This window comes from Pseudomonas sp. MC6 (genome assembly GCF_054790575.1).
This window is the reverse complement of record NZ_CP186504.1, coordinates 4,422,111-4,443,347: the sequence shown is the minus strand read 5'-3', so window position 1 is coordinate 4,443,347 and position 21,237 is coordinate 4,422,111. Positions and strand designations below refer to the sequence as shown.

Genomic DNA, 21,237 nt, shown 5'->3' with positions numbered 1-21,237 from the left:
AGCGCTATGGCTTGGAATGAGCCGGGTGGCAACTCGAATAATCAGGATCCTTGGGGTGGCAAACGCCGCAATAACGGCGACCGCAAGGGGCCACCGGATCTCGACGAGGCCTTCCGAAAGCTGCAGGAAAGCCTGAACGGGTTGTTCGGTGGTGGTAAGAAACGTGGTGATGACGGCGGTGGTTCGGGCAAGAGCAGAGGCGGCTTCGGCGGTCTGCTCGGGATCGGCCTCGTTGTGCTGGCGGCTGTCTGGCTGTACAGCGCGGTTTACGTAGTGGACGAGCAGGAGCAAGCCGTGGTGCTGCGCTTCGGCAAGTACTACGAGACTGTCGGCCCGGGCCTGAACATCTACTTCCCGCCGATCGATAAAAAGTACATGGAAAACGTCACGCGTGAGCGTGCCTACACCAAGCAGGGCCAGATGCTGACCGAAGACGAGAACATCGTCGAAGTGCCGCTGACCGTGCAGTACAAGATCAGCAACCTGCAGGACTTCGTGCTGAACGTCGATCAGCCGGAAATCAGCCTGCAACATGCGACCGACAGCGCCCTGCGCCACGTGGTGGGTTCCACCGCCATGGACCAGGTGCTGACCGAAGGTCGTGAATTGATGGCCAGCGAAATCAAGGAGCGTCTGCAACGTTTCCTCGATACCTATCGCACCGGTATCACCGTCACTCAGGTCAACGTACAGAGCGCAGCGGCACCGCGTGAAGTGCAGGAAGCCTTTGACGATGTGATCCGCGCCCGTGAAGACGAGCAGCGTTCGCGCAACCAGGCTGAAACCTACGCCAACGGCGTCGTGCCGGAAGCCCGTGGTCAGGCCCAGCGTATCCTTGAGGATGCCAACGGTTACCGTGACGAGACGGTCTCGCGTGCCAAGGGTGAAGCTGATCGCTTTACCAAACTGGTCGCCGAGTATCGCAAGGCACCTGAAGTCACCCGCCAGCGTCTGTACCTGGACACCATGCAGGAAGTCTTCAGCAACACCAGCAAGGTACTCGTGACCGGCAACAAGAACGGCCAGAGCAACCTGCTTTACCTGCCGTTGGACAAAATGATTCAGAACAGTTCGGGCAGCAATGCACCGGTCACCGGTTCGGCTGCCGCCAGCAACAACACGGACGTCACGCCGCATGTCACTGACCTGCCGCAGTCGCGCACAAGGGAGACCCGCTGATGAGCAATAAATCGCTGATCGCCCTTATTGTTGGCGTCGTTGTCGTGCTGGTGGGCTGGAACTGCTTCTACATCGTCGCTCAGACCGAGCGTGCGGTGCTGCTGCAATTCGGTCGTGTGGTTCAGGCCGATGTTCAGCCGGGTCTGCATGTGAAAGTGCCTTACGTTAACCAAGTGCGTAAATTCGACGCACGTCTGATGACGCTGGATGCACCGACACAGCGTTTCCTGACCCTGGAAAAGAAAGCCGTGATGGTCGACGCTTATGCCAAGTGGCGCGTGAAAGATGCCGAGCGCTTCTACACCGCAACTTCCGGCCTCAAGCAAATCGCCGACGAGCGTCTGTCCCGTCGTCTGGAATCCGGTCTGCGTGACCAGTTCGGTAAGCGCACCCTGCACGAAGTGGTGTCGGGTGAGCGTGACGCACTGATGGCTGACATCACTGCTTCGCTGAACAAGATGGCGGAAAAAGAGCTGGGTATCGAAGTGGTCGATGTCCGGGTCAAGACCATCGATCTGCCTAAAGAAGTAAACCGCAGCGTGTTCGAACGTATGAGCACCGAGCGTGAGCGTGAAGCTCGCGAGCACCGCGCCAAGGGTAACGAGCTGGCTGAAGGCATCCGTGCCGACGCCGATCGTCAGCGCCGCGTGTTGCTGGCAGAAGCCTATCGTGAATCCGAAGAGGTTCGCGGTGACGGTGATGCCCAGGCCGCTGCGATTTATTCCAAGGCCTATGGTCAGGATCAGGAGTTCTACAGTTTCTACCGTAGCCTGCGCGCCTACCGTGAAAGCTTCGCGAACAAATCCGACGTATTGGTCCTCGACCCAAGCAGCGACTTTTTCCACTACCTGGAAAAGGCCAAGCCTTGATACGCCGTTGACCTGAATCATTCCGCCCGGCGGCTAAAACCTCGGGCGGGGTGATCCTTTGGGAAAACGTGTGTATGATGCGGCAGCCGGGAAATTCCCGGCTTTTTTGCGTCTGCACGTTTGATTGCTGTGTTTTGTTGCAGGCATCGGGTTGAATGGCCCGAGAGTATTTCGAGGAAAGTGATGGGCGAAGCCGCTAACAGGCCTTTCGCCGCGTCGTTCATGCGCGTGCGTTTTGAACGGTTCAGTCATTTTCTGCTTCACTCAAGGCTCGCCCGCAGGCTGGCCGCCCGGATCAAAGGGGAATGGCGTAATGGCAACGGTAGACCGCTGGCTGCTGCCAGATGGCATCGAAGAAGTACTGCCACCGGAAGCGGCGCGCATTGAAGTTGCGCGTCGTCAGGTGTTGGATCTGTTCCAGAGCTGGGGTTACGAGTTTGTCGTGACTCCCCATATCGAGTACCTGGAATCCCTGCTGACCGGCGCGGGCCAGGACCTGGATCTGCGTACCTTCAAGGTCATCGACCCGCAATCGGGCCGGCAGATGGGTTTCCGTGCCGACATCACGCCGCAAGTGGCGCGTATCGATGCGCACACCCTGCGTCGCGAAGGCCCGAGCCGTCTGTGCTACGCCGGCAGCGTGCTGCATGCGCAGCCGCGTGCACTGTCGTCCTCGCGCAGCCCGATCCAGTTGGGCGCCGAGTTGTACGGCGACGCCAGCCCGAGCAGCGACGTTGAAGTGATCAGCTTGATGCTGGCCATGCTGCAACTGGCCGACGTGCCGGATGTGCACATGGATCTCGGTCATGTCGGCATCTACCGTGGTCTGGCGCGTGCCGCCGGTCTGTCCGGTGAAGTAGAGCAACAGCTGTTCGATGCGTTGCAACGCAAGGCCATCGACGAGGTCATTACCTTGACCGAAGGCTTGCCGGCCGACCTGTCCGGCATGCTGCGGGCGCTGGTTGACCTGTGTGGCGGTCGTGAGGTGTTGAGCGCTGCCCGCGAACGACTGGCCAATGCGCCGGCGCCGGTTTTGGCGGCACTGGAAGACTTGCTGGCGATCGCCGAGCGGCTGTCGGCACGCTTCCCGGAGCTGCCGCTGTACTTCGACCTGGGTGAGCTGCGCGGCTACCACTATCACACCGGTGTGGTGTTCGCAGTGTTCGTGCCGGGCGTTGGCCAGTCCATCGCTCAGGGCGGTCGCTACGACGACATCGGCGCGGATTTTGGTCGCGCGCGTCCGGCGACTGGTTTTTCCACCGATTTGAAAACCCTGGTGACCCTGGGGCGTGCTGAGATCGAGCTACCGTCTGGCGGTATCTGGATGCCTGACAGTACGGATGCGGCACTCTGGCAGCAGGTTTGCCAGTTGCGCAGTGAGGGTCAGCGTGTCGTTCAGGCGTTGCCTGGACAACCTTTGGCCGCCGCCCGTGATGCGGACTGCGACCGGCAATTGATTCAGCAGAACGGGCTTTGGCAAGTATCGCCATTGGCTTCTTGAGTTTTCCTGCCGGCCATCGCCGGCACCAAGTTTGCGCGAATGAGGACAAGTGTTATGGGTAAGAATGTCGTAGTCCTGGGCACCCAATGGGGTGATGAGGGCAAAGGCAAGATCGTTGATCTGCTGACCGAACATGCTGCCGCCGTAGTGCGCTACCAAGGTGGCCACAACGCTGGCCACACACTGGTGATCGACGGCGAAAAAACCGTCCTGCACCTGATCCCGTCGGGCGTGCTGCGCGAAGGCGTGCAGTGCCTGATCGGCAACGGCGTGGTGGTTGCACCTGACGCCCTGCTGCGCGAGATCACCAAGCTGGAAGAGAAAGGCGTACCGGTGCGTGAGCGCCTGCGTATCAGCCCGTCCTGCCCGCTGATCCTGTCCTTCCACGTGGCGCTGGACCAGGCCCGTGAAAAGGCCCGTGGCGAGCTGAAGATCGGTACCACCGGTCGCGGCATCGGCCCGGCTTACGAAGACAAGGTTGCTCGTCGTGGCCTGCGTGTTGGCGACCTGCTGAACATGCCGCGCTTCGAAGACAAGCTGCGTGAACTGGTGGATTACCACAACTTCATGCTGGTCGGTTACTACAAAGAGCCTGCCATCGAGTTCGAGAAAACCTTGGCCGAGTGCAAGGAGTACGCTGAGCTGCTCAAGCCGCTGATGCTCGACGTCACCGCTGAGCTGCACGACCTGCGTCGCGCAGGCAAAGACATCATGTTCGAAGGCGCTCAGGGTTCGTTGCTCGACATCGACCACGGTACCTACCCGTACGTGACCAGCTCCAACACCACCGCCGGTGGCGTGGCGACCGGTTCCGGCGTTGGCCCGATGTTCCTGGATTACATCCTGGGCATCACCAAGGCTTACACCACTCGCGTTGGTTCGGGTCCATTCCCGACTGAGCTGTTCGACGATGTCGGTGCACACCTGGCCAAGCAAGGTCACGAGTTCGGCGCGACCACCGGCCGTGCCCGTCGTTGCGGCTGGTTCGATGCCGTTATCCTGCGTCGCGCTATCGATGTGAACAGCATCTCGGGAATCTGCCTGACCAAGCTGGACGTGCTCGACGGTCTGGAAACCATCAACATCTGCGTCGGCTACAAAGATGCCGAAGGCAACGCTGTTGCTCCGACCGATGCTGACAGCTACGTAGGCCTGCAGCCTGTGTACGAAGAAGTGCCGGGCTGGACCGAATCGACCGTGGGTGCCAAAACCCTGGAAGAGCTGCCGGCTAACGCTCGTGCCTACATCAAGCGCGTTGAAGAGTTGATCGGCGCGCCGATCGACATTATTTCGACGGGCCCGGACCGTAACGAAACCATCGTTCTGCGTCATCCGTTTGCTTGATAAGTCGTTGATGTAAAAAAACAAAGGCCCCTTCATCGGGGCCTTTGTCGTTTATGCCTGTTGGACGGCATGACCTTTGCTGTGAATCTGTCTACAAGAGTGCCATCAAATTAATGGCGTCAGAAGTAGAGGTATTCACAGTGTCGGCCGTTCTCTCACTGTTACAAAGCCGTTTGTTGCGCCCCGTGTTCGTTACCCTTGGTATCGCCCTTTTGGTGCAGGTGCTGGTGGCGGTTGCCCTGACGCGGAGCACCGTCACGGCGCTGGAAGCAGATTTGGCGGTGCGCCTCGGCGCCGACAGCCAGAAACTCTCCGGCGAGCTGGAGCAGGCCGGGCGTGAAGTCACGTCGAGTCTTGATGCCTTATCCGCCAGTACCCGTCAGCGGCTGACCGCTGGCCTGTCTTTGCGACTGAAAGACGAGCAGGCGCAGTTGCGTGCGACGCTGGAAAAAGATCTGAAGGATTCGGCCAATGACATGGCGCAGTTGCTCGCCTCGGTGGCGCCGCGTGCCATGTGGGACAGCGACGTGCCGACCCTGTCCGAGTTCGCCCGCCGGGCCCAGCGCAATCCCAATGTGTTGTTCGTCGTCTACGACGACGCCACCGGCCAGCACCTGACCCGCTATCTCAATCGCGAAAACCCGATCAACAAGGCCTTGCTGGAAAAAGGCCAAGGCGAACGCGCGCTGGATAAAGTGCTGGATGCGGCCAAGAACGATCCGTCGGTTTACTACCTTGAAGCCTCGATCAATCCCAACGGCGTGGAAATCGGCAAGGTGCTGATGGGGGTGTCCACGGCCTCGATGGAAACCGATCTGGCGGCGCTGGACAAGCGCTTCTCGGCGTTGATCGCCAGCAGTGATCAGTTGGTCGGCGACAGTCTCAAGGGCGCTGCCGCAGACAGTGCCAAAGCCATGCAGTCGCGCCTGCAGTCGGCGCAGTCCACTGCGACCGAGATGAAATCCAATACTGCCAATACCGTTCAGGAAGCAGCGGCAACCTTGCGCTGGCGCATTGGCCTGGGTCTGGCGCTGGTCGGTTGTGGTGTGCTGCTGTTGCTGGCGGTAGTGTTGGGCCATCGTGTGGTCAATCGCCTGAAGATGCTCAACGCAGCCATGGATGACCTGGCGGCGGGCGAGGGCGACCTGACCAAGCGAGTACAGATCAACAGCAAGGACGAAATCGGCGACATGGCTTCGGCGGTCAATCGCTTTGTGGATAAGTTACAGCCGATCGTGCGCGAGGCGGGCGATGTTGCGCAGCGCACCGGCGTCGAGATTGGCGCGATGACCCTGCGCAATGCCGGTGCGGATGCGGCGGCGGGCATGCAGCGTGATGAAGTGGCGGAGAGTCTGCGCGCACTGTCGCAAATGGCTGATGAGGCGCAGTCGGAAAGCCATGCCATGCAGGCCGCGTTGAAGCAGGTTGTGGATATTCGCCAGGCGACTGACGAAAACACTCGTACGTCCGCCAAGGTCGGCAGTCTGATCGAGGCGCTGGCGGGGCAGGTCGATACCGGGGCGAAAGTGATCGAGCGACTGGCGCAGCAGAGCGAGCAGATTGAAGTGGTGTTGACGGTGATTCACGGAATTGCCGAGCAGACCAACCTGCTGGCGCTCAACGCTGCCATTGAAGCAGCGCGCGCGGGCGAGACCGGGCGTGGTTTTGCGGTGGTGGCCGACGAAGTACGTGCGCTGGCGAGCAAGACACAAAGCTCTACCGGCGACATTCAGGCGCACATCGTCGCTCTACAGCAGGGCGCACGTGAGGCGGTCGAGGCGATCGGTCAGGCCGGGCGCCAGGCCAGCGAAGGTTTGCTGGTGTTGCGCGACAGTGCGCGATTGCAGCAGTCGGTGCAGGCGTCGGTCGAGCAGGTGCATGCGGCGATTGGCCTGGCAACGCAGGCTGCGGCCCATCAAGCGCAAGGTGCGCAGGCAGTGCGCGGGCGCGTCGAGACGATTCATGCGCAGGCCGAGAAAGCGGCGCAGGCGGTGGTGGAGACCACGGCGAGTGGCAAGGTGCTGGATGGTCTGGCGGCGCAACTGAAGGCAAGCCTGGGACAGTTCAGGGCTTAAGATCAAAAGATCGCAGCCTGCGGCAGCTCCTACATTGAAACGCGAAATCCCATGTAGGAGCTGCCGCAGGCTGCGATCTTTTAGCGGCTCAGATACATCCGCGTCGTCAGCAGATAGACCGGCAACCCGGACACCAGAATCAACAACGCCGCATAAGGCGCCGCCGCCGCAAACTCGACATTCGCGGTATGCGCCCATACCTCGGTCGCCAACGTGTTAAGCCCGGTCGGACTCAACAGCAACGTCGCCGTCAGCTCTTTCATCGCATCCAGAAACACCAGCGCAAAAGCCGCACCCAATGCCGGGAAGATGATCGGCAACGTCACCCGGCAAAACGCCGTGAACGACGAAGCGCCCAGCGTGCGTGCAGCCTCTTCCAGCTGCGGTGCAGCCTTGTTCAGGGCTGTGCGGATCGGCGCCTGTGCCAGCGGCAGGAACAGTAGCGCATAGGCAATCAGCAGCAGTCCCGAAGTCTGGTACAGCGCCGGCACGTAATGCAGGGCGAAATACACCAGCGTCAACGCAATCACCAATCCTGGCAGCGCGTGCAGCAGATAAGGCAGGCGTTCGGCCCAGATCGCCAGTTGGCCTTTGTAACGCACCACCAACAACCCGACCGGCACCGCCAGTACCAGACACAATGCTGCACCGCCGAGAGAAAGCGCCAAAGACGAGAGCAGGGCTTCAGTAATCGCGGCCACCGGAAAAGCCGCCGACGAACCGACCGCCAGCCAATACGCCAGCATGCCCAGTGGAATCCCGCTGCCGACAATCGCCAGCATCAGGCAATACAACTGACCGACTGCTGCCCATGGCCCCAGCCGAACCTGCTCAGCCTGACGCGCCGCGCCTTGCCCGGTGCGTACATGTCGGCCCTTGCCGCGCACCCGTAATTCCAGCCACAACAGCACCAGACACAGCGCCAGCAGCACGGCGGAGAGCATCGCCGCGTTGGCGTTGCTGAACTCCAGTTCGAACTGCTGATAGATCGCCGTGGTGAAGGTTTGCAGGCCGATGATCGACAGTGCACCGAACTCGACCAGCATGTGCAGGGCGATCAGCAAGGAGCCTGCCAGTAGCGAAGGCCAGAGCAGCGGCAGGGTGACTCGGAAAAACACGCCCCAGCGATTTTGCCCGAGGGTGCGGGCCGATTCTTCAAGGGAGGGATCGAGATTGCGCAGCGTCGCCGCCACCGGCAGGAAGATCAGCGGGTACTTCGACAGGCTCATCACCAGAATCGCCCCGCCGAGCCCTTCGAACTGCGCGCTCAAAGAGACCCAGGTGAAACTGCTGACAAATGCTGGTACCGCGAACGGCAAGCACAGAATCACGCCCCACAAGCGTCGCCCCGGCAAGTTACTGCGCTCCAGCAGCCAAGCCAGCGACAGACCAATGACGCCGCAGGTGAGGGTTACGCCAACCATCAATGCCAAGGTGTTGCGCAGCAGGCCGAACACATACGGACGCCACAACAAGTGCAGCGCTTCGGCCCAACCGGCCTGCCAGGCTTTCAGTCCGACGTAGGCCAGCGGCAACAGGCTCATCACCACCAAAAGCAATACCGGCAGCACCAGCCAGATCGATGGCCGCTTGCGCTTTGGTACGTAACCCCCGCGCGCGGCGGGGGCGGATAACGATGCGGTCATCAGTTCAAGCCAACTTCGCGTTCCAGTTCCAGTGCTTCTTCGGCATTGCCCAGATCGGCTGGCGTGACGTTCGGCGCTTCCAGCTCATTGAACGGCTTGAGCCCGCGATCCGATTCCATGCCTTTGTGCAGCGGGTATTCCGCGGTGGTCTGAGTGATCACGCGCTGACCTTCTTCGCTGGCCATGTAGGCAAGAAATTGCTGGGCTTCTTTTGGATGCTTGCTGGATTTCAACACGGCTGCGCTGGATACGGTGATCAAGCCGCCGACGTCGCCGCCGGTGAAGTAATGCAGTTTCGAATCCAGTTTGCCTTTCTCGCGTTGCAGGGCGAACCAGTAGTAATTGTTCACCAGCACCGTGGCGACCTCGCCGTTTTCCACGGCTTTGAGGGCAACCATGTTGTTGCTGTAGGTCTTGCCGAACGCGCGCAGGCCGGTCAGCCATTCTTCGGCGGCATCGCGACCGTGCATCTTGATAATGGCGACGGCTTGTTCCTGGAAGGCACCGCTGGTTGGTACGAAACCGACTTTGCCTTGCCATTGCGGATCGGAGAACTCCATCACCGATTTCGGCAGGTCTTTTTCATCGACCAGTTTCGGGTTGTAGGCGACCACGCGAACGCGGGCAGTGACGCCGATCCAGGTGCCGTTACCGGCGACATATTTTTCCGGAAGCACAGCCAAAGTGGCGTCGTCGGTCTTGGCCAGCAAGCCCAGTTCGCCAAGATTGTTCAGCGGTGGCGATTCTTCGGTGTAGATCACATCGGCGGGGGAGCGGTCGCCTTCTTCGATGATCTGGCTGGCGAGCTGATTGCTGCTGCCTTTGCGCACATTGACGTGAATGCCGGTCTTGGCTTCGAAGGCTTTGGCGATCGCGTCGCCGACTTCCTTGTGCTGGCCGTTATAAAGCGTCAGGGAAACCGCATCGGCAGCCTGGGTGAGGGGAGTGGCGAGCGCCAGGCCGAGAAGGGTGAAGGTCAGGCCTCGGCGCAGGGTATTTCGAAACGTCATTCGCAGGGTTCCTCACTGTCGCATTGCAAAAACTTGCAACAATGATAAACGATATTGTTTCTCAAGTGCGCCTTGCGAGAGGCTCTGCGTTCCTGTAGGAGCTGCCGAAGGCTGCGATCTTTTGATTTTGCTCTTTGAAAAACAAGATCAAAAGATCGCAGCCTTCGGCAGCTCCTACGGGGGGATTCAGGAAGCCAGAAACGCAAAAACCCGCTTTCGCGGGTTTCTGTGACATTCAAGGCCGTAACCTTGAATTTGAATTGGTGCCCAGAAGAAGACTCGAACTTCCACGACCGTAAGGTCACCAGCACCTGAAGCTGGCGTGTCTACCAATTTCACCATCTGGGCAATCATCGCAAGCGTTGCCGCTGTTGATGTGGCGCACTATACGGAGCGCCTTTTGATCTGTAAACCCCTGATTTAATTTTAATAAATCAGTTTTAAGAAAACCCGGGCTTAGAATGCAAAAAACCCGCTTTCGCGGGTTTTGTGTGAGTCTTGAAACTGATCTAGTCTCAAACTCGAAATTGGTGCCCAGAAGAAGACTCGAACTTCCACGACCGTAAGGTCACCAGCACCTGAAGCTGGCGTGTCTACCAATTTCACCATCTGGGCAGTATCGTCAACGCTTGTACGTCGTCGATGGCGCGCACTATACGGAGCGTCTTTTTAACTGTAAACCCCTGTCAGCAAAAAATATGATTTTTTTTACCGGTGGTGGTCGAAACGGCTTTCCAGCGTCGCTACAGGGCCTCTGTTGGGCCTTATAGAGTCGGAAATTTCCCGTTTCATGGCGCCTATGCCAAACTAACCCGCATATAGACAAGGTGAAAACTCTCTAATGGCCGATTGGCAGTCCCTCGATCCCGAGGCCGCTCGTGAAGCGGAAAAATACGAAAACCCTATTCCTAGCCGCGAACTGATCCTGGCGCACCTCGCTGATCGGGGTTCGCCTGCTGCCCGCGAGCAACTGGTCGAAGAGTTTGGTCTGACCACAGAAGACCAGATCGAAGCCCTGCGCCGTCGCCTGCGCGCCATGGAGCGCGACGCTCAACTGATCTACACCCGTCGTGGCACGTATGCGCCGGTGGATAAACTTGATCTGATCCTCGGCCGCATCAGTGGTCACCGTGACGGCTTCGGTTTCCTCGTGCCGGACGACGGCAGCGACGACCTGTTCATGAGCCCGGCGCAAATGCGTCTGGTATTCGACGGTGACCGTGCGCTGGCCCGTGTTTCCGGTCTCGACCGTCGCGGTCGCCGCGAAGGCGTGATCGTTGAAGTGGTCTCGCGTGCTCACGAAACCATCGTCGGCCGCTACTTTGAAGAAGGTGGGATCGGCTTCGTCGTCGCGGACAACCCGAAGATTCAGCAAGAAGTGCTGGTGACGCCGGGCCGCAACGCCAACGCGCAGATTGGTCAGTTCGTCGAGGTGAAAATCACCCACTGGCCGACGCCGCGCTTCCAGCCGCAAGGCGATGTGGTCGAAGTGGTCGGCAACTACATGGCGCCGGGTATGGAAATCGATGTGGCCCTGCGCACTTACGATATTCCGCACGTCTGGCCTGAAGCCGTTCTGAAAGAAGCCGCCAAGCTCAAGCCGGAAGTCGAAGAAAAAGACAAAGAGAAGCGCGTCGACCTGCGCCATCTGCCGTTCGTCACCATCGATGGCGAAGATGCCCGCGACTTCGACGATGCTGTTTATTGCGAAGCCAAACCGGGCAAACTGCGCCTGTTCTCCGGTGGCTGGAAGTTGTACGTGGCGATTGCCGACGTTTCCAGCTACGTGAAGATCGGCTCGGCGCTGGACAACGAAGCGCAAGTGCGCGGCAACTCGGTGTACTTCCCCGAGCGCGTGGTGCCGATGCTGCCTGAGCAGCTGTCCAACGGCCTGTGCTCGCTGAACCCGCACGTCGATCGTCTGGCCATGGTTTGCGAGATGACCATCTCCAAGTCCGGCGAAATGACCGACTACTGCTTCTATGAAGCGGTGATCCATTCCCACGCTCGTCTGACTTACAACAAAGTCAGCGCGATGCTGGAAACACCGAAAATCACCGAGGCGCGTCAGCTTCGCGGTGAGTACAACGACGTTCTGCCGCACCTCAAGCAGCTTTATGCGCTGTACAAGGTGCTGCTGGCCGCTCGTCACGTGCGTGGCGCGATCGATTTCGAAACGCAGGAAACCCGGATCATCTTCGGTACCGAGCGCAAGATTGCCGAAATCCGTCCGACCACCCGCAACGACGCGCACAAGCTGATCGAAGAATGCATGCTGGCAGCCAACGTGGCCACCGCCGAATTCCTCAAAAAGCACGAAATTCCTGCGCTGTACCGTGTCCACGACGGTCCGCCACCGGAGCGTCTGGAAAAACTCCGTGCCTTCCTCGGGGAGCTCGGTCTGTCCCTGCATAAAGGCAAGGACGGCCCGTCGCCGAAGGACTATCAGGCCTTGCTCGCGAGCATCAAGGATCGCCCGGATTTCCACCTGATCCAGACCGTGATGCTGCGCTCGCTCAGTCAGGCGGTGTACAGCGCTGACAATCAGGGCCACTTCGGCCTGAATTACGAAGCCTATACCCACTTCACCTCGCCGATCCGTCGTTACCCGGACCTGCTGACGCACCGTGCGATCCGCAGCGTGATCCATTCGAAACAGGACACCCCGCACGTTCGTCGTGCCGGTGCGATGACCATTCCGAAGGCGCGTATCTATCCGTACGACGAAGCGGCACTGGAGCAACTCGGCGAGCAGTGCTCGATGAGCGAGCGCCGTGCCGATGAAGCGACCCGCGACGTGGTGAACTGGCTCAAGTGCGAGTTCATGAAAGATCGCGTGGGCGAATCGTTCCCGGGCGTGATCACCGCGGTAACCGGTTTTGGCCTGTTCGTCGAGCTGACCGATATCTACGTCGAAGGCCTGGTGCACGTCACCGCGCTGCCGGGCGATTACTACCACTTCGATCCTGTGCATCACCGCCTGGCGGGCGAGCGCACCGGTCGCAGCTTCCGCTTGGGCGATACCGTTGAAGTGCGCGTCATGCGCGTTGACCTCGACGAGCGCAAGATCGACTTCGAGATGGCTGAAAAAACCATCAGCGCGCCGATCGGTCGCAAAAAGCGTGGTGTTGAAACTGCCGCACCCGCTGCGAAGGAAAAAGCCGAGGCGGCTCCAGCGAAAACCGCTGGTCGTCCGGCCAAAGAAAAGGCTGCTGAAGCCTATCGCCCAAGCGACGCCGTGGCGAAGAACGCCGAGCTGCGCAAAAGCCGTGAAATGAAGAAAGCTCTGCTTTCCGATGCCAAAAACGGTGGTAAAGCGGCGTCCGGGGGAAAGACCGGGCGGTCGGCGCCTGAAAAGGCCTCCGGCGGCAAGCCAGCCAAACCGAGCAAACATCGTAAAGGCCCGCCAAAAGCGGGTTCTGCTCCAGCCAAAAGTGGCGGGGCACGTAAACCGAAGGCGAAGTCATGAGTCAGTTGGAAAAAATCTACGGCGTTCACGCGGTAGAAGCGTTGCTGCGTCACCACCCGAAACGCGTCAAGCAGATCTGGTTGGCGGAAAGCCGCAACGATCCGCGCGTGCAGACGCTGGTTGAGCTGGCCAACGAAAATCGTGTCCAGGTCGGTCAGGCCGAGCGCCGCGAAATGGACGCCTGGGTTGAAGGTGTCCACCAAGGCGTGGTCGCGGAAGTCAGCCCGAGCCAGGTGTGGGGCGAAGCGATGCTCGACGAGCTGCTCGATCGCACTGACGGCGCACCGTTGCTGCTGGTGCTTGACGGCGTGACCGATCCACACAACCTCGGCGCCTGCCTGCGTTCGGCCGATGCGGCCGGTGCGCTGGCGGTGATCGTGCCGAAAGACAAGTCGGCAACCTTGACCCCGGTCGTGCGTAAAGTCGCTTGCGGCGCGGCGGAAGTGATTCCGCTGGTGGCGGTAACCAACCTCGCTCGTACGCTGGAAAAACTTCAGCAGCGCGGTCTGTGGATTGTCGGCACGGCAGGCGAAGCTGAGGTCAGCATTTACGACCAGGATCTGACTGGCCCGACCATTCTGATCATGGGCGCCGAAGGCAAAGGCATGCGTCGCCTGACCCGTGAACACTGCGACTATCTGGTGAAACTGCCGATGGCCGGTAGCGTCAGCAGTCTCAACGTGTCCGTGGCAACTGGCGTGTGCCTGTTCGAAGCGCAGCGTCAGCGCGGTGCCAAAGCCAAGGCGAGCGCTTCGCGCAAGCCATAAGCTCATAGCTGCAAGCCTCAAGCTAAAAGCGGACCCGCTTGCAGCTTGAGGCTCGATGCTTACAGCTGCTGTTCAAATAATCACCAATTACCTTGCACCTCTTCTGCCCCTTCTCTACAATTGCGCCCCTTGCTGTGACGGCAGGCACGCATGTGCCCCGCGCCAGCAAGTCCATAAGTGTCATTCACTCCTTGTCTGACCGTTTTTGAGCGGCAGGCTACAACCCGTAAGGAGCATTCATGCGTCATTACGAAATCATCTTTTTGGTCCACCCGGATCAAAGCGAGCAAGTCGGCGGCATGGTTGAGCGTTACACCAAGCTGATCGAAGAAGACGGCGGCAAAATCCACCGTCTGGAAGATTGGGGCCGTCGTCAACTGGCCTACGCAATCAACAATGTTCACAAGGCTCACTACGTGATGCTGAACGTTGAGTGCACTGGCAAGGCCCTGGCCGAGCTGGAAGACAACTTCCGCTACAACGATGCAGTGATCCGTAACCTGGTCATCCGTCGCGACGAAGCCGTTACCGGCCAGTCCGAGATGCTCAAGGCTGAAGAAAACCGCAGTGAGCGCCGTGAGCGTCGCGATCGTCCTGAGCACGAAGGCGCTGAAAGCGCTGAAGGCGAAGAGAACGACAGCGATAACGCTGACGAGTAATCCACGGACCTTATTAAGGAGCCTATCAAATGGCACGTTTCTTCCGTCGTCGTAAATTCTGCCGTTTCACCGCTGAAGACGTGAAAGAGATCGATTACAAAGATCTCAACACTCTGAAAGCCTACGTATCCGAGACCGGCAAAATCGTTCCAAGCCGCATCACCGGTACTAAAGCTCGTTATCAGCGTCAGCTGGCCACCGCTATCAAGCGCGCCCGCTTCCTGGCCCTGCTGGCCTACACCGACAGCCACGGCCGCTGAGACCGGGCAGTCGACAAGTAGCAAAGGATTGAATGCATGCGTGCCTTAGCTGAGTTCATCATGCGAGGCCGTATGCAGGCCACTCTCGTGGTGGCCGGATGTGCAACATTGCCGTTGTTGTATTGGTTGGGTGCTGCCGCGGGGAGCCTTGTGCTGCTGCGGCGCGGACTGACGGACGCCTTGGGTGTTCTGTCTCTGGGGCTGCTGCCAGCGTTGATCTGGTGGCTGTACGCCGATGACCCACGGGCACTTCTGGTGCTGCTGGGGTCTTCGGGACTTGCGTTGGTTTTGCGCGCAAGTGAGTCCTGGGTTCGCACGCTGCTGGTCAGCGTAGTGATTGGAGTGGTGTTTTCGGTGGTGCTCGGGGTAGCGTTTGCGGCCCAGATCGAGATGCTCGCGCAGGCCTTGATAAAGGTCATGCCGGCGCTTCTCGGTGAGACCTACAAGCAATTGTCGGTTGATGAGCAAGCGCGTTTCGCGTCCCTGATCGCACCAGTCCTGACCGGACTGATTGCGGCGCTGTTGCAGATCGTCAGCGTGCTGAGCCTGATTGTCGGGCGGCATTGGCAGGCGTTGTTGTACAACCCGGGTGGTTTTGGTCGCGAGTTTCGCGCCATCCGGATCCCGCTGGGGCCGGCGATGTTGCTGCTGGCGTTGATGCTTCTGGGCCCGAATCTCGGTGCACAGATGGCCATGTTGACGCCGTTGTGCAGTGTACCGCTGGTGTTCGCCGGACTTGCCCTGATTCACGGGCTGGTCGGGCAAAAGCGACTGGCCGGTTTCTGGCTGGTGGGGTTGTACGTCACGCTGCTGTTGTTCATGCAGCTGATCTATCCGTTGCTCGTGGTCCTGGCCATTGTCGACAGCCTGATTGATTTTCGCGGTCGTCACGTGTCGAAAGACACCGACAGCGCGAACGGTGAAGGTTAAAAGTTAGAGGATTTTCACATGCAACTGATCCTTCTGGAAAAAGTCACCAACCTGGGCAACCTGGGTGACAAAGTAAACGTTAAGGCCGGTTACGGCCGTAACTACCTGCTGCCTTACGGCAAAGCTACCGCCGCAACCCCAGCGAACATCGCTGCGTTCGAAGAGCGTCGTGCTGAGCTGGAAAAAGCTGCTGCAGACCGTAAAGCATCGGCTGAAAGCCGTGCTGCCCAACTGGCCGAGCTGGAAGTGACCATCACTGCCACCGCTGGCGACGAAGGCAAGCTGTTCGGTTCGATCGGTACTCACGACATCGCTGACGCACTGACCGCCTCCGGCGTTGAAGTTGCGAAAAGCGAAGTTCGTCTGCCGAACGGCACCATCCGCAACGTGGGTGAATTCGACGTGGCTGTGCACTTGCACGCCGAAGTTGAAGCCACCGTACGCGTTGTCGTGGTAGCAGCTTAAGCAACACTGATCGGCTGGCGGCTTGTCCGTCAGACGGTTAACATCGGGCACGATCCTGTTTACAGGTCGTGCCCTTTGTCTTTCTGAATTCTCTGTTTTTCCAAACTACACAAGTGGCCATGAACGATATCTCCGCTCCCGAGCAATACGATCTGCAAACCGCTGCCCTGAAGGTGCCACCGCATTCCATCGAGGCCGAACAGGCTGTACTCGGTGGTCTGATGCTGGACAACAACGCCTGGGAACGCGTGCTCGATCAAGTCTCCGACGGCGATTTCTATCGACATGACCACCGCCTGATCTTCCGTGCGATCGCCAAGCTGGCCGATCAGAACTCGCCGATCGACGTCGTGACCCTTGCCGAGCAATTGGACAAGGAAGGTCAGACCTCGCAAGTCGGCGGCCTCGGTTACCTCGGCGAGCTGGCGAAAAACACGCCATCCGTCGCCAACATCAAGGCCTATGCGCAGATCGTCCGCCAGCGTGCGACGTTGCGCCAACTGATCGGCATCAGCACCGAGATCGCCGACAGCGCTTTCAACCCGGAAGGGCGCACCGCCGAGGAGATCCTCGATGAAGCCGAGCGGCAGATCTTCGCGATTGCCGAGGCCCGGCCGAAAACCGGTGGACCTGTTGGTGTGAATGACTTGCTGACCAAGGCCATCGACCGCATCGACACCTTGTTCAACACCGACAACGCCATCACCGGCCTGTCTACCGGTTACACCGACCTCGACGAGAAAACCAGCGGCCTGCAACCGGCTGACTTGATCATCGTCGCCGGTCGTCCGTCGATGGGTAAAACCACCTTCGCGATGAACCTGGTGGAAAACGCCGTACTGCGCAGCGACAAGGCCGTTCTGGTGTATTCCCTCGAGATGCCAGGTGAATCGCTGGTCATGCGTATGCTCTCCTCGTTAGGCCGGATCGACCAGACCAAGGTGCGTTCCGGCCAACTGGAAGACGATGACTGGCCGCGCCTGACCTCGGCGGTCAACCTGCTCAATGACCGCAAGCTGTTCATCGACGACACCGCCGGTATCAGCCCTTCGGAAATGCGTGCGCGTACCCGGCGTCTGGCGCGTGAACACGGTGAGATCGGCCTGATCATGATCGACTACCTGCAACTGATGCAGATTCCGGGTTCCGGCGGCGACAACCGAACTAACGAGATTTCGGAAATCTCGCGTTCCCTGAAAGCGCTGGCCAAGGAATTCAACTGCCCGGTGGTGGCGCTGTCTCAGCTCAACCGTTCCCTCGAGCAACGGCCGAACAAACGTCCAATCAACTCTGACCTCCGGGAATCCGGAGCGATCGAGCAGGACGCCGACGTGATCATGTTCGTCTACCGCGACGAGGTGTATCACCCGGAAACCGAACACAAGGGCATCGCCGAAATCATCATCGGCAAGCAACGTAACGGTCCGATCGGTTTTATCCGCCTGGCGTTCATCGGCAAGTACACCCGCTTCGAAAACCTCGCGCCGGGCAGCTACAACTTCGACGACGACGAATAAAGGCTGGCCGAAAATCCTCGGCCAGCACTCGCCTCATTCAGCTGGCACTTGTGCCGGCGGCTTCCTCATCAGTGCCGCTGGCCTTGTACTGCGCCAGTTCCTCGCGGCTCAGTTTGTCGATCAGGGCCGCTTCCTCGATGATCCACTCGGCCTGCATCGTTTTCGATTGCGCGTCGTAATCGGCGAACGACATTTCGTTTGCCTCGAATGACTCACCCAAGGCTGCTTGCCGGTCCTGAAACGGCTGACGCTGGGTTTCGAAGGTTTCCTGATATTTACTGGTCAGGTATTTTTGCCAGAACTCCCTCGACACCAATGCCTGAAACTCCTCAGCCGAGTTATCCCGCGCAATGACCGTCTGGTAAGCGTTTTCCAGCTGCGTGTCGGAGACTTTGACCAGGCGTGAGAAGCCCATTTTTTCCGGTTGCCCAGGCAGCTGCAGGCGGTCTTTCAGGCCGTGGCGATAGTACAACCTGATTTCGACTTCTTCTCCTACATGAGGTGGGGGCAGGATCGCGGCCTCATCGGGCGTTCTGGCAGCGACAATTGCGGCTTCGCGTTGCGCGATGTCTGCCGAGGCGACTTTGTCGACTTCGTGCAAGCGGAACAACGCCCTGGACAGCTTGAACAGTTCTGGCCCCTGAGTCTTGTCGCTGGCTCGGGCCACAGCGTTGTGCGTCATTGATATGACTTCGAGGTTGGTAAAGGTAAACGCCGCCCGATCACAGCAGGTCGCTTCGCCCGCGCGATCGAACACTTCGTTGCGCAAGCGTTCGGACTGCGGCGTGTTTTCGGTGATGCTGTCGATCAGCTTCCAGACTCGTCCCTGCAGTTCGTGGTGACCGGTGGCACTGTCCAGCAGGAGTTCAAGCGTGTCGAACAAACCGCCGGAACGCGGCTGGTCGCGCAAGGTTTGCCATTGACGCCTGCGGTTAGCCACTTGATCGTCGGAGAGTCCTGCTGTCCAGCGCTTCATCGGATCATTCCTGATCCAGCGCAAGGGCGTAGGACGTACTATGGCTGTACTGGAGATGTTCCTTGCGCCTGTCAGCGGTGTTCCGGCGGCTGTCAGGCGATTGTTGTACTGGAGCAGACGGGTGTACGTCGCGTCCGACAGTGGATTGTTCGAAATGTCGGTGATGTTGTTGATGCGCACCGTGTTGGCCAATTGATCATTCGGCGGCGCGATAATGGCGTCGGGAATTTCCGTGATGCGGTTGCCGTTCAGCGCGATGGTATCCAGCAGCGGCTGATGGATGAGGCCAGTGGGAAAGGTGTCGATCCCTGTGTGGGCCAGACTGACAGTCCGCATGTCGACGATCTGGCTCATGTCCGGGGCGATGCCCAGTTGCCGGTTTCCCTGCAGCTCCAGTCCACGCAAGGTAGTGCGGCTCGCGAGAACGCGGGCAGTGTCGGTGGTCAGGGTGATATTATTGCTATCCAGGGACAACAACGTCAGCCCATTCATTTCGCCAATGGCCGGTGGCAGTTCGCGCAGTTGATTGCGCGACAGTTGCAACCAGCGTATATGGCGGAAACGCGTCAAAAAACCTTCCGGAGACGTGCTCAGGTGCATATTGACCAGTTTGAGTGAGCCGACGTGAGTGAAGTCAGCGTCTATGTCCGGCAGGCTTGGCAGCCGCAGATTGCTGAGATCGAGCTCCAGGCCGATGGGAGTACCGTCATGGGCGTGAGCTTGCGGCCCCTCTCGGCGCCAGCAACTGATGATTCTGTTGCTGGCCGTGACCCGATCAGTCCGGATCTGCGCATTGAGTGCCAGTTGATCCGCGCGAATGTAGCCGCCCCGATTGCCCCCGCCGGAAAAAACCCAATCGTCGAGCTGGCGTTTCAGTACTTTGAATTCTCGTTCGAGACTGCGCACCTTGATAACGACGGTGTCCGCGTCGAGGCTCCACAGGTATTCCCTGCACTGCTTCATGTTCTTGCCTGGAAACAGCCGTTGGTAACGCCGGGCAACGGAGTTGTCGCTATCGAAGTTGGTGTGAGTCAGCAGCTCGGGAGCGACTGCGCTGACGCGCCGCCAAAAGTCATCGAACTTCTTCCCGTAACCGGCCGCAAAGCGGTTGCCATCGAGTTGGGTCACGGCGTTGATCCGGGCGATCGCCAGCAGTTGCTTCGGCGGTGGATCTAGAAAGGTCGGCGGTACTTCCTTCAAGCGATTGTTGCTTAGATCCACAATGATCAGATCGGGCTTGTCCTGCAATCCGCTCGGCCATTGATCGATGCCTGTGTTATTGAGCTGCACCTGCCTCAGCCTGGACATGCCGCTGAAATCAGGCATCGAACCAAGGGCCGGATTGTCGCCCAGATTGATCGCCTCAAGCTGATTCATGGCACTGAGTATTGCCGCTCTGTCCTCTGTCATTTGCAGACGATTACCCGACAGGTCCAGGTTGACCAGGTCATGCATGGCAACGATGGGGCCGGGCAAACTTTCCAGCCTGCAGTGATTGATCACCAGCCGTTCCAGATTCGGGAAGCCGGACAGGAAAGTATCGGCGTCGCCCGACCAGGTAGCGGCATTGATTAACAGCGATTTGACATGACTGAAGTCGGCGCTGAGCGGGGGCAGTGGCGCTTTGATCTCCGGCAGCCTCAGCGTGTGCGTCGAATCCAGCCAACAGGCCTTGATGATATCCGCGATATGGCGCGCCTGTATTTTGGCCGGGGTATCAGCGCCGAACGAGTCGGTCTGGCTGCGGTTGACGTAGGTGTCGAGCTGGGATTCCAGTAAGTCCAGTGCTGCGACACGGCGTGCCAGTTGCGCTTTGCCGTCTTCATCCAGAGCCAGGAGAAACGCGCGCAACTGCTTTGGGTTTTTATTGGGGTAGACCCGCTGCACGCTGACAGTTTCAGGCATGTCGCTGGGAAGTCTGAACGCATCAGCCACGGCGTTGTTGCCCAGTTCCGGTTGTTCGGTTGTCACCCGTTGCCAAAAGTCTTCCAGTTTTGTCCAGTAGCCGGTCGGGAACGGATTGCCTTCAAGCAGGGTGACGCTGTTGATACGGGCGAGCGCTTCGAACTGCTCGGCTGGCGGATTGAGGTTTGCCTCTGGGACCGCGTTCAGGCGGTTGTTGCGCAAGTCCAGATGCGTCAGCCGGGTCTGGTTGAGCAGACCGGCTGGCCACTGATCCAGCTCTGCGTTGCTCAGGTTCAGGGTCTTGAGGTTCGGCATTCCGGAGAAATCAGGTGTTTTACCCAACGGGTTGCCTGACAGGTCGAGGTGCTTGAGATTGTCCAGCGAGCTCAGGCCGGCGGCTGCTCGTTCATCGAGGGGCGATACGGTTCGTGCTCAGGTCCAGGCTGTGCAATCCGGGCATCTGTGCAATGGCTGTCGGCAGGGTACTTAGGGTTGATCCGCTGATATGCAGACCTTCCAGACCGGAGAAGTTGCCGAGCAATGTACTGGCGGAGTCTGACCAGGCCACCGATTGCAGGGTCAGATGCCGAACGTGGCTGAAATCCGCTTTCAGCGCCGGCAGTGGGCCGTTCCCGGCTTCGAGCCAGAGAATGCTGCCGCTCTGA

General features: G+C 59.3%; 15 protein-coding genes and 2 tRNA genes. 12 read left to right on the top strand and 5 right to left on the bottom strand.

The features are described from left to right. Positions 1–6: 6 nt before the first annotated feature. From hflK to ACOYXE_RS19830, 5 genes are all read left to right on the top strand, one after another. Positions 7–1,179, top strand: coding sequence for an FtsH protease activity modulator HflK (gene hflK / locus ACOYXE_RS19850; protein WP_160055348.1), 1,173 nt, complete (start codon positions 7–9; stop codon positions 1,177–1,179). After that, a complete protein-coding gene (gene hflC, locus ACOYXE_RS19845) occupies positions 1,179–2,048 on the top strand; it encodes a protease modulator HflC (RefSeq protein ID WP_007915830.1) in 870 nt (289 codons plus the stop codon). The genes hflK and hflC overlap by 1 nt, the downstream gene beginning before the upstream one ends. Positions 2,049–2,361: 313 nt before the next feature. Beyond that, complete coding sequence (locus ACOYXE_RS19840) at positions 2,362–3,549, top strand: ATP phosphoribosyltransferase regulatory subunit (RefSeq protein WP_007915833.1); 1,188 nt, start codon at positions 2,362–2,364, stop codon at positions 3,547–3,549. 54 nt (positions 3,550–3,603) lie between these two features. Beyond that, on the top strand, positions 3,604–4,893 hold the full coding sequence (locus ACOYXE_RS19835) for an adenylosuccinate synthase (RefSeq protein ID WP_007915835.1): 1,290 nt from the start codon (positions 3,604–3,606) through the stop codon (positions 4,891–4,893). A 140-nt stretch (positions 4,894–5,033) separates the two neighbouring features. Beyond that, on the top strand, positions 5,034–6,968 hold the full coding sequence (locus ACOYXE_RS19830; RefSeq protein ID WP_405122426.1) for a methyl-accepting chemotaxis protein: 1,935 nt from the start codon (positions 5,034–5,036) through the stop codon (positions 6,966–6,968). An 80-nt stretch (positions 6,969–7,048) separates the two neighbouring features. On the opposite strand, the gene ACOYXE_RS19825 is transcribed toward ACOYXE_RS19830, so the two are convergent. The 4 genes from ACOYXE_RS19825 to ACOYXE_RS19810 form a co-directional block, all read right to left on the bottom strand. Continuing rightward, positions 7,049–8,614, bottom strand: a complete 1,566-nt coding sequence (locus ACOYXE_RS19825; protein ID WP_160055354.1) for an ABC transporter permease — start codon at positions 8,612–8,614, stop codon at positions 7,049–7,051. Then, positions 8,614–9,624: an extracellular solute-binding protein gene (locus tag ACOYXE_RS19820; protein ID WP_460926484.1), complete on the bottom strand. Its 1,011-nt coding sequence runs from the start codon at positions 9,622–9,624 to the stop codon at positions 8,614–8,616. The genes ACOYXE_RS19825 and ACOYXE_RS19820 overlap by 1 nt, the downstream gene beginning before the upstream one ends. A 261-nt stretch (positions 9,625–9,885) precedes the next feature. After that, a tRNA-Leu gene (locus ACOYXE_RS19815) sits at positions 9,886–9,972 on the bottom strand. A 180-nt stretch (positions 9,973–10,152) separates the two neighbouring features. Then, positions 10,153–10,239, bottom strand: a tRNA-Leu gene (locus tag ACOYXE_RS19810). A 226-nt stretch (positions 10,240–10,465) separates the two neighbouring features. Here ACOYXE_RS19810 and rnr point away from each other — a divergent pair. From rnr to dnaB, 7 genes are all read left to right on the top strand, one after another. Further along, the gene (gene rnr, locus ACOYXE_RS19805) at positions 10,466–13,093 is read left to right on the top strand and encodes a ribonuclease R (protein ID WP_460926483.1); all 2,628 of its coding nucleotides are present in this window, start codon (positions 10,466–10,468) and stop codon (positions 13,091–13,093) included. Continuing rightward, a complete protein-coding gene (gene rlmB, locus ACOYXE_RS19800; protein ID WP_405122425.1) occupies positions 13,090–13,860 on the top strand; it encodes a 23S rRNA (guanosine(2251)-2'-O)-methyltransferase RlmB in 771 nt (256 codons plus the stop codon). The genes rnr and rlmB overlap by 4 nt, the downstream gene beginning before the upstream one ends. Before the next feature lie 239 nt (positions 13,861–14,099). Continuing rightward, the gene (gene rpsF, locus ACOYXE_RS19795; protein WP_007915844.1) at positions 14,100–14,519 is read left to right on the top strand and encodes a 30S ribosomal protein S6; all 420 of its coding nucleotides are present in this window, start codon (positions 14,100–14,102) and stop codon (positions 14,517–14,519) included. A gap of 29 nt (positions 14,520–14,548) precedes the next feature. After that, positions 14,549–14,779 (top strand): 30S ribosomal protein S18, encoded by a 231-nt coding sequence (gene rpsR, locus ACOYXE_RS19790; protein ID WP_002551829.1) that lies wholly within the window; start codon positions 14,549–14,551, stop codon positions 14,777–14,779. A 36-nt stretch (positions 14,780–14,815) separates the two neighbouring features. Further along, on the top strand, positions 14,816–15,709 hold the full coding sequence (locus tag ACOYXE_RS19785; protein ID WP_016771937.1) for a hypothetical protein: 894 nt from the start codon (positions 14,816–14,818) through the stop codon (positions 15,707–15,709). Positions 15,710–15,727: 18 nt separating this feature from the next. After that, positions 15,728–16,174: a 50S ribosomal protein L9 gene (gene rplI / locus ACOYXE_RS19780; RefSeq protein WP_008078307.1), complete on the top strand. Its 447-nt coding sequence runs from the start codon at positions 15,728–15,730 to the stop codon at positions 16,172–16,174. Positions 16,175–16,293: 119 nt separating this feature from the next. Then, on the top strand, positions 16,294–17,691 hold the full coding sequence (gene dnaB / locus ACOYXE_RS19775; RefSeq protein ID WP_008078305.1) for a replicative DNA helicase: 1,398 nt from the start codon (positions 16,294–16,296) through the stop codon (positions 17,689–17,691). A gap of 37 nt (positions 17,692–17,728) precedes the next feature. Here the strand turns inward: dnaB and ACOYXE_RS19770 are convergent, their stop codons facing one another. Next, entirely contained in the window at positions 17,729–20,887 is a 3,159-nt protein-coding gene (locus ACOYXE_RS19770; protein WP_460929860.1) for an NEL-type E3 ubiquitin ligase domain-containing protein, read from the bottom strand. Positions 20,888–21,237 lie beyond the last annotated feature (350 nt).

Coding starts and splice junctions, on each gene's coding strand:
- hflK (WP_160055348.1), top strand. CDS start 7: ATGGCTTGGAATGAGCCGGGTGGCAACTCGAATAATCAGGATCCTTGG.
- hflC (WP_007915830.1), top strand. CDS start 1,179: ATGAGCAATAAATCGCTGATCGCCCTTATTGTTGGCGTCGTTGTCGTG.
- ACOYXE_RS19840 (WP_007915833.1), top strand. CDS start 2,362: ATGGCAACGGTAGACCGCTGGCTGCTGCCAGATGGCATCGAAGAAGTA.
- ACOYXE_RS19835 (WP_007915835.1), top strand. CDS start 3,604: ATGGGTAAGAATGTCGTAGTCCTGGGCACCCAATGGGGTGATGAGGGC.
- ACOYXE_RS19825 (WP_160055354.1), bottom strand. CDS start 8,614: ATGACCGCATCGTTATCCGCCCCCGCCGCGCGCGGGGGTTACGTACCA.
- ACOYXE_RS19820 (WP_460926484.1), bottom strand. CDS start 9,624: ATGACGTTTCGAAATACCCTGCGCCGAGGCCTGACCTTCACCCTTCTC.
- rnr (WP_460926483.1), top strand. CDS start 10,466: ATGGCCGATTGGCAGTCCCTCGATCCCGAGGCCGCTCGTGAAGCGGAA.
- rlmB (WP_405122425.1), top strand. CDS start 13,090: ATGAGTCAGTTGGAAAAAATCTACGGCGTTCACGCGGTAGAAGCGTTG.
- rpsF (WP_007915844.1), top strand. CDS start 14,100: ATGCGTCATTACGAAATCATCTTTTTGGTCCACCCGGATCAAAGCGAG.
- rpsR (WP_002551829.1), top strand. CDS start 14,549: ATGGCACGTTTCTTCCGTCGTCGTAAATTCTGCCGTTTCACCGCTGAA.
- ACOYXE_RS19785 (WP_016771937.1), top strand. CDS start 14,816: ATGCGTGCCTTAGCTGAGTTCATCATGCGAGGCCGTATGCAGGCCACT.
- rplI (WP_008078307.1), top strand. CDS start 15,728: ATGCAACTGATCCTTCTGGAAAAAGTCACCAACCTGGGCAACCTGGGT.
- dnaB (WP_008078305.1), top strand. CDS start 16,294: ATGAACGATATCTCCGCTCCCGAGCAATACGATCTGCAAACCGCTGCC.
- ACOYXE_RS19770 (WP_460929860.1), bottom strand. CDS start 20,887: ATGCCGAACCTCAAGACCCTGAACCTGAGCAACGCAGAGCTGGATCAG.